Source organism: Poriferisphaera sp. WC338 (assembly GCF_050931845.1).
Lineage (GTDB): Bacteria > Planctomycetota > Phycisphaerae > Phycisphaerales > Phycisphaeraceae > Poriferisphaera.
Map to the genome: position 1 here is coordinate 1,579,483 of NZ_CP194516.1, position 13,028 is coordinate 1,592,510.

Annotated in this window: 13 protein-coding genes and 1 tRNA gene; 6 read left to right on the forward strand and 8 right to left on the reverse strand. The window is 45.0% G+C overall.

Going from position 1 to position 13,028, the window contains the following annotated elements; translation table 11 throughout:
* Positions 1-132: 132 nt before the first annotated feature.
* Positions 133-1,551, reverse strand: coding sequence for an MvaI/BcnI family restriction endonuclease (locus tag ACQ6WK_RS06445; protein ID WP_432799921.1), 1,419 nt, complete (start codon positions 1,549-1,551; stop codon positions 133-135).
* Between the two features lie 137 nt (positions 1,552-1,688).
* Between ACQ6WK_RS06445 and dcm the strand changes: the two genes are divergently transcribed.
* The 4 genes from dcm (at position 1,689) to ACQ6WK_RS06465 (ending at position 5,502) form a co-directional block, all read left to right on the forward strand.
* The gene (gene dcm, locus ACQ6WK_RS06450; RefSeq protein WP_432799922.1) at positions 1,689-3,158 is read left to right on the forward strand and encodes a DNA (cytosine-5-)-methyltransferase; all 1,470 of its coding nucleotides are present in this window, start codon (positions 1,689-1,691) and stop codon (positions 3,156-3,158) included.
* 12 nt (positions 3,159-3,170) lie between these two features.
* The gene (locus tag ACQ6WK_RS06455) at positions 3,171-3,563 is read left to right on the forward strand and encodes a very short patch repair endonuclease (protein ID WP_432799923.1); all 393 of its coding nucleotides are present in this window, start codon (positions 3,171-3,173) and stop codon (positions 3,561-3,563) included.
* Positions 3,564-3,652: 89 nt separating this feature from the next.
* Positions 3,653-4,774 carry a DUF262 domain-containing protein gene (locus tag ACQ6WK_RS06460; RefSeq protein WP_432799924.1) on the forward strand — a complete coding sequence of 374 codons (1,122 nt, stop codon included), beginning with the start codon at positions 3,653-3,655 and terminating at the stop codon, positions 4,772-4,774.
* Between the two features lie 2 nt (positions 4,775-4,776).
* Entirely contained in the window at positions 4,777-5,502 is a 726-nt protein-coding gene (locus ACQ6WK_RS06465; protein WP_432799925.1) for an MAE_28990/MAE_18760 family HEPN-like nuclease, read from the forward strand.
* Between the two features lie 110 nt (positions 5,503-5,612).
* Here ACQ6WK_RS06465 and ACQ6WK_RS06470 read toward each other — a convergent pair whose 3' ends face one another.
* The 3 genes from ACQ6WK_RS06470 to ACQ6WK_RS06480 all read right to left on the reverse strand — a co-directional run bounded on the left by ACQ6WK_RS06470 (position 5,613) and on the right by ACQ6WK_RS06480 (position 7,959).
* Positions 5,613-6,755 (reverse strand): hypothetical protein, encoded by a 1,143-nt coding sequence (locus tag ACQ6WK_RS06470; protein ID WP_432799926.1) that lies wholly within the window; start codon positions 6,753-6,755, stop codon positions 5,613-5,615.
* Positions 6,756-6,977: 222 nt separating this feature from the next.
* Entirely contained in the window at positions 6,978-7,436 is a 459-nt protein-coding gene (locus tag ACQ6WK_RS06475; protein WP_432799927.1) for a hypothetical protein, read from the reverse strand.
* Between the two features lie 449 nt (positions 7,437-7,885).
* Positions 7,886-7,959, reverse strand: a tRNA-His gene (locus ACQ6WK_RS06480).
* Between the two features lie 269 nt (positions 7,960-8,228).
* Between ACQ6WK_RS06480 and ACQ6WK_RS06485 the strand changes: the two genes are divergently transcribed.
* On the forward strand, positions 8,229-8,480 hold the full coding sequence (locus ACQ6WK_RS06485) for a hypothetical protein (RefSeq protein WP_432799928.1): 252 nt from the start codon (positions 8,229-8,231) through the stop codon (positions 8,478-8,480).
* 98 nt (positions 8,481-8,578) lie between these two features.
* Here ACQ6WK_RS06485 and purN read toward each other — a convergent pair whose 3' ends face one another.
* Positions 8,579-9,292 carry a phosphoribosylglycinamide formyltransferase gene (gene purN / locus ACQ6WK_RS06490; protein ID WP_432799929.1) on the reverse strand — a complete coding sequence of 238 codons (714 nt, stop codon included), beginning with the start codon at positions 9,290-9,292 and terminating at the stop codon, positions 8,579-8,581.
* A 22-nt stretch (positions 9,293-9,314) separates the two neighbouring features.
* On the opposite strand from purN, the gene gluQRS reads away from it, so the two are divergent.
* Entirely contained in the window at positions 9,315-10,319 is a 1,005-nt protein-coding gene (gene gluQRS, locus ACQ6WK_RS06495; RefSeq protein ID WP_432799930.1) for a tRNA glutamyl-Q(34) synthetase GluQRS, read from the forward strand.
* 1 nt (position 10,320) lies between these two features.
* On the opposite strand, the gene ACQ6WK_RS06500 is transcribed toward gluQRS, so the two are convergent.
* From ACQ6WK_RS06500 to eda, 3 genes are all read right to left on the reverse strand, one after another.
* Positions 10,321-10,623, reverse strand: a complete 303-nt coding sequence (locus ACQ6WK_RS06500; protein WP_432799931.1) for a contact-dependent growth inhibition system immunity protein — start codon at positions 10,621-10,623, stop codon at positions 10,321-10,323.
* 31 nt (positions 10,624-10,654) lie between these two features.
* Positions 10,655-11,875 carry a serine hydrolase domain-containing protein gene (locus ACQ6WK_RS06505; RefSeq protein WP_432799932.1) on the reverse strand — a complete coding sequence of 407 codons (1,221 nt, stop codon included), beginning with the start codon at positions 11,873-11,875 and terminating at the stop codon, positions 10,655-10,657.
* Between the two features lie 429 nt (positions 11,876-12,304).
* The gene (gene eda / locus ACQ6WK_RS06510) at positions 12,305-12,967 is read right to left on the reverse strand and encodes a bifunctional 4-hydroxy-2-oxoglutarate aldolase/2-dehydro-3-deoxy-phosphogluconate aldolase (protein ID WP_432799933.1); all 663 of its coding nucleotides are present in this window, start codon (positions 12,965-12,967) and stop codon (positions 12,305-12,307) included.
* Positions 12,968-13,028: the final 61 nt, after the last annotated feature.

A 13,028-nucleotide genomic window follows, 5' to 3' on the forward strand; every position in this document is an offset into this window, starting at 1 on the left:
CTTACTACCATACCTACACTTCAAGTAAATCATAATCTCCCTGATTTAACACGAAGAGTCAGATTATGCGAATATTTTCAGTGTTTTTTCTCGCCTCATTTGTTACCCCTTAAAGAATATACTAGTGCAGTGCTATGCAGTTGAGATTGCCTCTTGCAATGTTTGCACCTTTGACTGATTGTAAAGTGAAGGTACGTCTTTCATCTTGATTCTGAACTGATTGCGTTTCTTAAATCTCGGCTTATCTGAACTCCAATTTTCAGCCTTTAATGCAGGATCAAGGTAAAGAGCACCGCTAGTAACTGCATTAAGTACTCTGACAAAATCGGCACCTTCACAAAGCATGACTTCATTGCCGTAGTGGAAGCAATGAACTTTGTCTTCTTTGTTGCGTTGTGCAGGTACGTATGCTGTGGCAGCATGTTTTCTTCGCCAGCAGTCAATCAGTTTTTTGAAAGTCCAACCTGAAGCTAGGTAGCCCTCGGGTGAATACAAGCCAAGATGACCGTTAGCATCCAGTTTTTGAGTTTCTGCGTTAAATCCTTCTATGCGCAAGGTAAGGCCGGTTAAATCATTGGTTGTGTTCAGCCTGTATATTCCACCAAAATTGTGGCGGTCTGGTTTGCCATTGCGATCTGGATAACCCCATCTTTCGATAAATGTTCTAATACCCTCTTCCTGATAAACGCCACAGTCTGGCTCAGGTGTAAAGAGCGTGACGACCTTGTTGCCTGTGGTATTCCAGTCGGTAACCGTATGTGCTTTGACCTCCCAACCCATGAAGTCCGGTGCGTTGTCGCCGTTTGGTAGAATGCCAAGTTCCGCTTCGAGTGTGTACCCGACTGCATTGGGTGTGTAGCATGGTTTTAATCCATCTGCAGATAATCTCTTGCCTTCAATCCAACCCATGCTATGTATGCGAGTAAGCTGATCAAGAAGCCGAGTTTCAGGCGATTCGTTTTCGTTGAACAGTGGTATTGAGTTCAGACCGGCGTCAGTGTCATATCCTTCAGTCTGTTTTAGCTCTTCACGCAGATTACCGTGACCGACTGTTAGAAAAGCTATTGTATGACCGGTATTGCTGATCCCTAAAAATAGTATTCTATTGGTATAAACTTCACCCGATTTCTCTCTGAGATATTTTGATGGAATACTTTTAATGCCACGCAGAAAACCGGACAGACGGGCTTCGGGGTACTGTGGGTAGAAGATAATCTTTGCGTGTTTTGCAGTTTCGGTATCACCATTTATTGTGATCCACTCGTAATCTAGATGGCCATAAAAGCGATTCTGGCCTTGGCTCATCTTTTTCTTCTGAGACTTCTGCATCCAGTGCGGCATCGGGGGGTTGTTTTCAATTTTGCACGGGAACGTGTTGAAAATAGATGTACTGCCGATCAGGTAGATCTGCCGTTTAGAATCATGGTTCCATGCTAGCTCTTTAACGATAAGGCTATGGCAGCCAACATTTTTCATCAGCTGCTTTACGTCTGAAAGTGATATATCTTTGTCTGGATACCGCTCGGAAATTTGGACTTCGTTCTGAGTCATTCCCTTATTAGATCAGACCGCAAAAAATCTGTCTATGACTTATGCTTAATGCGGTGGAATCCACATTGCATAAGCACCTTATTGACGCGAAAAATCACTATGGTATCCTGATACCATAGATTCCCAGTGAGGTAGCCGTGAAAAAACAGTTTGGCATGAAAAATATCCCGGGTGATCTCTGGGCATGGGTTGAGTTTGAGGCCTATGCACGAGATATGGATATCAATCTGCTGGTCTGTAAGCTTTTAGAATATGCCCGCTCCGGACATAGTGGTCTCAACCCACTTGAATCAAATCAAGTGGTTAGACCAATCAAAACAGATCTGAATGCTGATACGCAGTCTTTGCCAACAAAGAACCAATTTTGCCTTCGCAGCATTCCTGATGTTTTATGGAGATGGCTTCAAGCTGAAAGCGCTGAAGCAAACAAGAGTATTAAAAATCTGATCGTCGATGAGCTGAGGAAATTGAGAGATGATCCTGACCAGCTTGCACTGTTTATGGAGAGACGTGTGCTAAAACCTGCAAAACCTAAGTATATGGATTTTACTTTTATTGATTTGTTCGCAGGCATAGGTGGCTTCAGGCTTGGTCTCCAGAGGCTTGGTGGCAAGTGTGTGTTTACATCGGAGTGGGATAAGTTTGCTCAGCAGACATACGAGCATTGGTTCGGTGACAAGCCCGAAGGTGATATCAACGACATCGACCCTGAATCTATTCCGGATCACGATATTCTGGCAGCAGGCTTTCCATGTCAACCATTCTCTATTGCAGGTGTATCTAAAAAGAACAGTCTTGGTCAGAAGCATGGATTTAACTGTGAGCGGCAAGGCAACCTGTTTTTTACGATCTGCGATATTGCCAAGGCGAAGCGTCCGAAGGTGATGATTCTTGAAAACGTAAAGAATCTGAAATCACATGACAAACGTCGTACATGGCCAATAATTGAGAGTAATCTTGAAGAGCTGGGTTACACAGTTTGCCATCAGATCATAGATGCTGCTGATTATGTGCCACAGCATCGCGAGCGGATCTTTATTGTTTGTTTCCGTAAAGATTTGTATGGAGACTGCGAGGGGTTTGAGTTTCCGGAAGCAGGCGAGCGTGACCGTCCTAAGTTCAAAAGCATTCTCGAAAGAAAACCTGACTCAAAATACATTCTGACAAATCATCTCTGGAATTACCTGCAGAACTATGCCAAAAAACACCAAGCAAAAGGGAACGGTTTTGGTTTTGGAATGACAGATCTGGAGGGTATTTCACGTACGCTTTCTGCGAGATACTATAAAGATGGGTCTGAGGTGCTTATTCCAAGACGCAAAACAGATCCGAAAAATATACCTGATAAGAGTAATAAAAATCCAAGGCGTCTGACACCTGTAGAGGCAGCAAGATTGATGGGATTCAGAGAGGCTGTTACCAGTCGGGATGATATACCTGTATCAGATACACAGTCATATAAGCAGTTTGGAAACGCAGTGGTGCCGGATGTAGTCGAAGCGGTAGGCGATAAGGTGCTCGGTTTTATGTCGCAGGTAGAGCTGAAGAATACGATTCTAAAATCGCAACGCAAGTCAAGGAAACGGCGCGTTGCTGCAACGGTGTAGAATATAAAGAATATGGTAGACAGGCTTAGCAAATCACAACGAAGTTGGAATATGTCACGAATCAAGTCTCGTGATACAAAGCCTGAGATTGCAGTCAGATCCGCACTGCATCGAATGGGGTATCGTTTTCGGCTGAATCGTAAAGATTTACCGGGCAAACCAGATATTGTTCTTCCAAAATATAAGACAGTTATATTTGTACATGGCTGTTTCTGGCACAGGCATGAAGGATGCAAGTATTCCTATATGCCGAAGAGCAGGATTGAATTCTGGGAGAAGAAATTCAAGAGAAATGTCGAACGGGATGCAGAGGTTAGGAAACAGCTAGAGGATCTTGGTTGGAAGGTGGTTGTGGTTTGGGAGTGCAACTTACATGAGATCGGATCGCTAGAAAATAAGTTTTGATGCTTATTGGCACAAAATAATATTTTTCGATACTCTCTTCTGCATTCATTGATGTAAAAAACTCTAAAACTAGAGGCACGATAATGGCAATGTCAGAATGGCAAAATGAAGATATGGATTTTGATGATCCTCGAGAAGAAGAGGAAATTGAGATTGACGAGATTCCAAAAGGCGAAAGAAGACTACGTACTCAAGCATATGATAAGAGTATCTTTGATATTGTTGAGATGATTAACAGGGGCGATATCTGTTTGGATCCAGATTATCAAAGAAATTATATTTGGGATGACAGACGAGCATCGTTACTTGTAGAGTCAATATTGCTGAATGTTCCAATACCAGTTATATATGTTGCAGAAGATGAAGAAAATCGTTGGGAAGTAGTAGATGGCTTGCAACGCTTAAATTCTCTGCATAGATTTTTTCAGAATGAATTTAAGCTTCAAAAATTGGAAGTTTTAGACGAACTTATTGGGGTAAAGTATAAAGATCTTAACCCAAAAGCAGCAAGGATACTTCGTAACGGTATATTGCGAATCATAATGATATTTAAAGAATCGCACTCTGATATTAAGTACGAAATTTTCATGCGATTGAATCAAGGTGCAGTGTCATTGAGTGAACAGGAACTACGTAATTGTCTATACCGTGGACCGTTCAATGATATGTTGCATGAGCTCCGCAGCAACAAAGATGTGTTAACTATGCTTGGCCTACCGCAAGCACATAAAAGAATGGCTGATGCAGAGTTATTACTGCGGCATTTGACAATCAAGAATGGATATAACAGGGAAACGGGTGGCATATCTACATATACAGGAAATATGCGATCTTCGCTTAACCGATATATGGAGTCGGCTAAGAAGACCGTCGCTTCTGAATTGAATATGGTAAAAGACGAGTTTCTTCGAAGCACGTACAATGTGCTAGGTGTTTTTGGGAATAATGCATTTCATAGGATCGACGAAACAGGTAATTTTGATGGTCGACTTAATAGAGCGATAATGGATGCTATTTTAGTAGCGTTTGGCTATTTCGACAATGATGATTTGGTGTCTCGCAAAGATGACATAAAAGAGATGCTTCGTGTGTTGATTAATGAGGATGTAGAGTTTTTGGATGCGATAACGGTACGTACTTCACAAAAAGGTAAAATGGAGTATCGCGTCCATACCTTCACTTGTCAGCTTGCAAAAATAATTGGGGGGTAGGCATGACATCACCGTTGAATACTCTTCCAGCTCTAGAAAAAACGCTGCAAGAAGTTGAAATTTTGCTAGCAGAGGCTGAGGGTTTTGATGAAGATCGTAAGAAGCTTGTTGTACTTAACAAAGCTGCTTTTTTGTTGTTGGTAGGGAAATTTGAAGCATATATTGAGAATTTAGTCGAAGAATTTGTTTTTGCAATCAATTCACTTGAGTTGCGTGCGGCACATGTACCCGAACGTCTATTGGCAGAACATAGTGTGCAAATTGTAAAAAACGTCAAAGATCATTTGAATAATGGTAAGCTAGAGAAAGTTAATTCGATGTTTATTGACTTGAGTAGATATTGGGCTGAAATCGAACCGTGCAATTCATTGAATATTTCAAATAAATTCAGTTATGGTAAACATGGTGAAAAAGAATTAATAAAAATGTTTAAGAGATGTGGCATCGAAAGTATATTTGATGAGATCGTTTTGTATGATCCGCAAGAAAAGTACGATTCCAATGAAGATTCAGTGCTTGATATCAAAGGTATATTTAATTCAATAACCAATATGCGTAATAACATATTGCATCAAGACGAGACGCCAACTTTAACGGTAGGGAACGTTAAATATTACAAAAATATATTGGTGCAATTAGCCGAATGTCTCGAGGAATTGCTTCAGAAAATAATCAGTAATGCGGATAGCAAAAGGCAAAAAGAAGGCATGTTTGACTATGTGATTTAGTGGATGTAGGTCAGATATGCGTAATCAAAAGAATAAAATTTCATTTTTATGGATTTTTTCAAATGTAGGTTAACTTGCTCTGTGTAATTAATATTCAGAGTGTCAAGACGCTATAACGCCCACGGCTGCTGCGGCAAACTGGCCCCAGGATGATAAACAGCAAAAGCATAACCGCCATTAAAATTATCTCTGTGATCATGTGGTCCCATGCCCGGTATATAGCCACCATCAAATTGTGAAGTATGTCCGTGGTGATTGTATCCTTCGGTGGCGATTAGAGGCACAGTTAGATTGGCATTGTGAGTTTCATTGTAAGTTTGTATGGCCTGAACATCATTCCACGCAATTGGTGCAGTTGAGTCGTCATGAAAATGCAGTAGAAGCTGGTTGATCATTTCAACTGTATCTAGATCAAGATCAACTCCCTTACTTTTTAGGACAGCTTGCATTAATGCTGATCGTTGTTGCTTCGCGGTCATTGGGACCATCGCTGGTCCATTACCCAATCTTACGACAGCATTGCGGGCTGCTTTCTTTACTGATGCATCAGCTGTCCATCCATCAAGTGGTGGGTATCCGTCATTGCCTTCGCTTGATGAAGATGAGATTGTTGAGCCACTGTTTTTAATTGACCATGATGAGCCGCTACCTTCAAGGGTAAACAGTTTTTTAACTGAATTGGTAAACACGCCTTCTTCATGTTCAATGTATTCACCATCTGCTTCATTTAAACCGGTAACAGTTACTGTTCGACCATCTTTGTATAGGATCTGTGCTACTCCATTGAAGGTGCTTTCAAATCGACATGGTTGCGGTGTGTTTGATGGAACCGGTGTTTGCTGATCTGGTATGTGCCTGATGTCTGCATGAGTATGCATCTCATTTGTAATGAAGATTTTTGTGGGTGTGATACCGCTGATGATAGCCTTGCCGATTCGGCCTGCTTTGATGGGTTCCGTGAGAATAGCAAATCTTGTTGTGTGGTTCAGCTTATCGGGTATGGTGCCTGTTAAAGCAATGTCGTTGTGGTTGCCATGGAATAGTTTGTCAGTGATACCCAGCACATCGTGTTTATTAAGATCGATATTACTATCGTTTTTGATACGGATGATATCAGTTGATTGCGGGCTTACGCCTGCTTGACTTGTTATGCTGTTTTCTTGCTGCTCTTTAACGCGAGCTGTGTTGACCATCGCGTTCCAAGTGCGTGCATCGATATTACGGATAGGTTGCCCAGGTTGCATGTGTTGCATAATTTACTTCCTTTTTATTAGCTCCAGGGTATTTCAAATTGGTTGTATGCTGCTAAATTTGCGACACGCTCTACGTAAGCTGCGATAGGTCTGTTTACGATTCGCCCAGCGTCAGCATCTTCTTCCTCGTCATATAAAACCCATAAATAATCCGCACCAGCTTTTGTGATCAGTATTGGATTGTTGTCGCTATCTTTCGCATCTCCAATATTAATATCGTCTCTATTGGCAGAAGCTTTGAAAGCTCGGCAACCAAAGACTATCTACTTCCTCATATGCTTCGTCGGCACATAATCCAAAATAGTAGTCGTCGCTTTTCATTACTCCATCACTTTCCCAAATCACGCCCACCATTGGTTTTTCTTCGAAGGCATCGAAACCCACGGTTACGGTAACGCCAAATCGCGACCATTCAGCAGCACAATCCATCAAAAAATCTCTCAGTCCTACCTCATTTCCCAGAATGAATAGAACATGAGGTACTGCCCATTTAACCCAGTTGGTGTGGTATCCAAATTCTGCTTCAATTTCATTAGGTGCATACAAGCCCTCTTTTAGCTCCAAGCCTAAACCGAGTACCACCGGTAAATTGTGTCGAAAGATCTGGCTTGGGCAGGTAACTAAGGGTAGCTTTAGATGTTCTTGAGGAACGAGCGCGCAATAATCGTGCGAGGTAGTCATAAACTACATCCTTTCAATAAGTTGCATTAAAATATGATTCGCCCTTAAACTACAATAATATTGCTTCTCATCAATGTAAGATTAATCCTAACATCTAATATATAAAAGAGTTATAAATAGTAATAATGCGATAATCACTATTAAGTGACAATGTAAAGTGGTGAACTCGATCTTGGAAACGTGTGCGATAATGCTTAGCTCAGAACCGAGATATTGTCGCTAGCAAACTATACAGTCAGGTCAACAAGCCCTTCTTTATACATTGTCAGTTTGGTATTGAGGTGATTGGACGCGAGGACTTGCCAGAGTTGTTGATTGCTATTCATTTATGCAGTTTTATCAATTGGTCTATTGCATAAAATGCATAAAAATTGCATAAATTAATTCAAATTAATTCAGGTAATTAATTTGTCAAAAAGATAACCCCTCGCAAAACAAGGGGTTAAAAGGGTGACTGAGGGGATTCGAACCCCCGACCCCCGCGACCACAACGCGGTGCTCTAACCAACTGAGCTACAGTCACCATGGGATGCCTAGCGGCATTTTTGATTTTGTTTGCTGGCGGTCGGGGTTGCCGATGCAGCGAGACACGTAAGATTATTGATAGAAGGGGGGTATGTCAAATTTGCTAGCTGAGAGATGAGAAGGAGACGCTTCTGTGCAAAACACAGCTTTGGGATGAGGGCCGCAATGAAAATTTTACTTCAAAGGTCTGAATAGCGGGTTTATGATGGCGGTTGCGGAGAGGCCGTCTGTCCGTGGTTTACGCATCTGCTTGTGTTGAGGGATTTTGTGAGCGAGGGACAAGTCCAGCCGAACGGATTGATGGTGAGCGTGTCGATCGGGCTCGGACTGCTGTGTTGTGCGGCAATCTTTGTGGGCGGGGCGTGGCTGATCTTCGGTTGGTTGGCGGGGGTGATTGCGGGAGGTTTTTTGGTGGTGTTGATTCCGGTGGGATGGCACTGGACGCATATGCTGGTATCGGTGATCAAGGTACCCATGGCGGAAGTGGATCAAACCGTGGATGAGCTGATGCGGGAGTAGGAAAGCTAGGCACGATTGAGCTTTTGAGGCCGTGTTTCTCCCCTTACGCATCACGAATTATACATAACATATATTATCGGACTTAATGTTGGGGTGTTTTATGAGTTACTGATCTGCGTGGTACGGCCAAGAATGGTGACGCGGCGGTCGGCGATGAGTTGGATGGCTTCGGGGAAAGCAATGCATTCTTGTTCGAAGATGCGGGCGGCAAGATCATCTGGGGTGTCGGTATCGTAGGCTGGACATGATCGTTGGAGAATGATCGGGCCGGTGTCATAGGTGGGGTCGGCGAAGTGGACGGTGCATCCGGAGAGTTTGCAGCCGTGTTTGAGGACAGCAGTATGGACGTGGTGTCCGTGCATGCCTTTACCGCCGAAGGCTGGGAGTAGCGCTGGGTGGATGTTGATGACGTTGTGCATGTAATCGTCAGGAATGGTGAGCAATGAGAGGAAGCCAGCGAGGCAGACCAGATCTGCGGCGGCGTCTTTGATGTGGCTGAAGATAAGGTCCGAGAAGGTTTCGGTGGAAGGATGATCTTTGCGGAAAGCTTTATGGATGGGGAAGGTGTCGGGGGTGTTGGGTTGCAGGCCCCTACCTTGCAATTTGGTGGTGATGGCGTCGTATGATTTGGCGTTGGAGCAGATGACAGTGGCGATGGTGGCATTAAGTTTGCCAGCATCGATATTGTCGAGGAGATTGAGCAGCGTGGTGCCGCCGCCGGAGATAAGAATGGCGAGGCGGATGGGCTGGCCTGGCGCAGATTGGATGCGTGGCTGGATGGGTGATGCGGCGGTGGGTTGGTCTTGTTGCATGTTATGCTTACGATAGCAGGCCATGCGAGAGAGGCAAACCGACGTGAATCAAGGTGATCAAAGCAAGCATCATACGAAGACGCCTAAAACGGCTGGTGTGACAAGGCTAGCGCCGTCACCGACTGGGGCGCTGCATCTTGGGAATGTGCGAACGTTTTTGGTGAACTGGGCGATGGCGCGACAGAAGGGGATGAAGGTGATCTTGCGGGTCGAGAATCTGGACGGGCCGCGGGTGAAGGTGGGGGCGGATCGCGGGGCGATTGAGATATTGCGATGGCTGGGGATGGATTGGGATGAAGGCCCCTACTATCAGCGGGATGATTTGGCGGTTTATGAGGCGGCGATGGCGACGTTGAAAAAGAAGGGGTTGGTGTACCCTTGCCGATGTACGCGACGGGAGATCGAGTCGGCGCAAAGCGCGCCGCATGGCGATGAGCATGAGCTGCAGTATCCGGGGACGTGTCGGGATAAGTTTAATCATGAGATAGATGATGGCGAGGGTGAGTTTGCGTGGCGGGTGAAGGTGCCGTCGAGCGAGGTGGTGTATGAGGATGTTTTGTGCGGGACACAGCGGATGGATGTGCAGTCGCAAGTAGGGGATTTTGTGATGTGGACGAAGATGGGCTTGCCGGCGTATCAGTTGGCGGTGGTGGTGGATGATGCGCGACAAGGGGTCACTGAAGTGGTGCGCGGGGATGATCTTTTGCGGTCGACCGCGCGGCAGTTGTTTTTATATCGATCGCTGGGGCTACAGTCCCCTGCCCGATGGGTACACTTGCCGCTGGTGGTGGGTGAGGATGGAAGGCGATTGGCGAAGCGGCACGGGGATACGCGGGCGGCGATGTACCGAGATGCGGGTGTGTGTGCTGAAAGGTTGGTGGGGCTGATGGCGTATTGGTGTGGGATAACTAATCAGCGCATAGAGATGAGTGCAGGTGAGTTTGCGGATGGATTTGATTTGGGGAAGATGCCGCGGGAACAAGTCGTTTTTGGCGCGGAAGATCATGCGTGGTTGATGGGAGAGTGAATTAACCCCGATGTTTACGTATAAGGTCGTAAAACGTTGCGTGCATCGTGGTGATCCATTCGATGTATGTTGAACCATTGCTATTTGGATCGAAGCTGCATTTATATGTGGAAGTAATTAATTCATCTAATTGATTTTCCGTGATTTTGCGAACAATCAGAGAACGCAATTCTTTTGCAGATTTTTCAATACTGTGTAGATCTGAATCATTCAAGTATTGCTGTATAGCCTCTTGATCGGAACTGCTTGACAAGTCCCAGTCCTGATGGAAATAGCAGCCAAAGAATTGTTGTAGTTCGGTCATGTTGATCTCGTGCAATTGATCATGTTTGTCGTTATTTTTCATATAACTTTGCGTACTCAGGGAGAGACTTGAGGACGGTGATGCAGATCTTGCGGCGGACGGGAGCTATAGAAGGGGTTTGTTGTGTTTTGTCTTTTTCGGCTGGGTAGGTTCTGTTGGTGAGGAAGATGATGTAGGTGCCCGTGTTTTGGTCAAGCCAGAGAAGTGTGCCGGTGTAGCCGGAGTGGCCGACGATGTGTTTGCCGGGCTTGGATTTGTAGTTGGGAGGGATGTAGCCTTTGGCTTCCCAGATGTCGAAACCGAGGCCGCGTGAATCACCTGTTTTTAAAGGGGTTTGGCGGAGGGTAGCTTGTTTGACGATTTTGGGGTCAAGTATGGTTTGTCCGTTGTAGATGCCGCCGTCGAGGATCATGCGGCACCATGAGGCGAGGTCGGGCGCGGTTGAGAAGAGGCCTGCGTTGCCGGGGCAATTGGTTGATGAGCTGTGGTATTTGGCGAGAGGATCGTGGATGACGCCGACGATAGGTTTGCCGGCCTTGGAGCGGTGGGTCGGGAGTGTACGTTTGAGTTGTTTGTCAGTAAGGACGTAGCGGGTGTCGTTCATGGCGAGGGGATTGAACATGCGCTGGATCAAAAAGCCTTCGAGGCGGGTTTGGTTTGCGTTTTCGTTGACGCGGGCCATGAGTTGGAAGTTGAGGCAGGAGTAGACGCATTTGGTGCCGGTGGGATAAGATTTTTTGAGTGAAGCGTATTGGCTGATGAGCGCGTCGGCGGTAGATTGATCGGGGGTGCGTTTTTTGTCGGCGGTTTTGTAGTTTTCGTAGGCTTTGAGCCCCGAGACGTGAGTGAGGAGGTCTTTGATGGTGATGTTTTGTTTGTCTTGCTGTTCGAAGCCGGAGATGAGTTTGTAGACGGGTGTTTTGAGGGTGAAGGTTTTGTCCTGGAGATTAAGGAGTGAGGCAGAGGTAGTGCCGACGAGTTTGGAGCAGGAGGCCATGTCGAAGATTGAGTTGAGTTTGACGGGTTGTGAGCGGTTTGAGAATGTGTGGCGGCCGTAGGATTTGGCGTGGAGGATTTTGTCATCACGTCCGACGACGAGAACGGCACCGGGGTAAAGTTTTTTCTTGATGCCTGAGATGACAGCATCATCGAGAGATTTGAGATGTGGTGAGGTGGTTTGTTTCATGGAGAATGCGGCGAGGGGAAAAAGAAGGGTGACGGTGAGAAGCATAAATACGATGCGCGAGGTCATGGTGCGATCCTGTCTATCTTATGGTTAGGCAACGGCAAGTCATCGCAAGAAGCGATTGAATCGCGTGCGCCGTTTTTTATCCCACGGTTAGTGATCCCCCTGCCCTGAATCTGTGACATGCAATCTCAATCGTAGGCTATATTATAACCGATGGGGTGCGCGTGAACTAGGGGTGTGATGATTGGAGCGAGAAAGAATCTTCAGATTTGCACATCTGTAGTATAATGTTTCTTTTGTCGTACTGCGGCATCCATTTCTCCTCATCAATATACTCTTCTACGCCAGCACGATAATACTCTAAGAATCATCCCAGCCTCTATGTGGTCATGAGAGTCATTATTAGAGCGGGGTATATTCTTACATTAACAATAAATTTGCTAGAAATAATAACAGTAAGGTATTCTAACCTTCTGCTTTCTATCTACGACTTCAACTTTCATTGCCTTTATCAAGTATATAACGGGTATCAATCGCATTCATACGTATTTGCGCCCAATTTTCCTGCTTGATTAAATGAGCTTGCGTAATCCAAGAACCACCTACTGCGGCTATCTGCGGAACATCAAGATAATCCATGAATATCTTTTCGTTAAGCCCTCCTAAAGGCATAAACTTCAATCCAAGATGAGCATACGGAGCAATGACACTCTTAATGTAAGGCAAGCCGCCTGACTGCTCCGCAGGAAATAACTTTAGGTAACGACAACCTAACTCTGCAGCTACTTCGATTTCAGATGGTGACATAACACCTGGCGCAAACGGTAAACCTATTTCTTGCGCAATATTAACGACACGGGGGTTCAAGCCCGGCGCTACCGTAAAATCTACACCCATCTCAGATACTGTCATCAATTGATTCGTCGTCAATACCGTACCTGCACCCAATATCGAGTCTGGCACTGCCATGCGAATTGCCTCAAGCGCATTTAATGCATCCTGGTTTCTCAGTGTTAACTCAATGACATTAACCCCACCATCCTTCAGAGCTTTAGCCGTCTCCACAGCTTTCCATGACTCCTCCACGACGATGACTGCAATTACTTTCTCAATGCTTATTCGTTCCCATACATCTGCTTTTACATCTGTCAACATTGCTAAACCTTATACTTTTAAGAATCATATTTATCATATTGAATCAAGAATTTTGGATTGC

Coding starts and splice junctions, on each gene's coding strand:
- ACQ6WK_RS06475 (WP_432799927.1), bottom strand. CDS start 7,436: ATGACTACCTCGCACGATTATTGCGCGCTCGTTCCTCAAGAACATCTA.
- gluQRS (WP_432799930.1), top strand. CDS start 9,315: ATGCGAGAGAGGCAAACCGACGTGAATCAAGGTGATCAAAGCAAGCAT.
- ACQ6WK_RS06455 (WP_432799923.1), top strand. CDS start 3,171: ATGGTAGACAGGCTTAGCAAATCACAACGAAGTTGGAATATGTCACGA.
- eda (WP_432799933.1), bottom strand. CDS start 12,967: ATGTTGACAGATGTAAAAGCAGATGTATGGGAACGAATAAGCATTGAG.
- purN (WP_432799929.1), bottom strand. CDS start 9,292: ATGCAACAAGACCAACCCACCGCCGCATCACCCATCCAGCCACGCATC.
- ACQ6WK_RS06500 (WP_432799931.1), bottom strand. CDS start 10,623: ATGACCGAACTACAACAATTCTTTGGCTGCTATTTCCATCAGGACTGG.
- ACQ6WK_RS06505 (WP_432799932.1), bottom strand. CDS start 11,875: ATGACCTCGCGCATCGTATTTATGCTTCTCACCGTCACCCTTCTTTTT.
- ACQ6WK_RS06460 (WP_432799924.1), top strand. CDS start 3,653: ATGTCAGAATGGCAAAATGAAGATATGGATTTTGATGATCCTCGAGAA.
- ACQ6WK_RS06445 (WP_432799921.1), bottom strand. CDS start 1,551: ATGACTCAGAACGAAGTCCAAATTTCCGAGCGGTATCCAGACAAAGAT.
- ACQ6WK_RS06470 (WP_432799926.1), bottom strand. CDS start 6,755: ATGCAACACATGCAACCTGGGCAACCTATCCGTAATATCGATGCACGC.
- ACQ6WK_RS06465 (WP_432799925.1), top strand. CDS start 4,777: ATGACATCACCGTTGAATACTCTTCCAGCTCTAGAAAAAACGCTGCAA.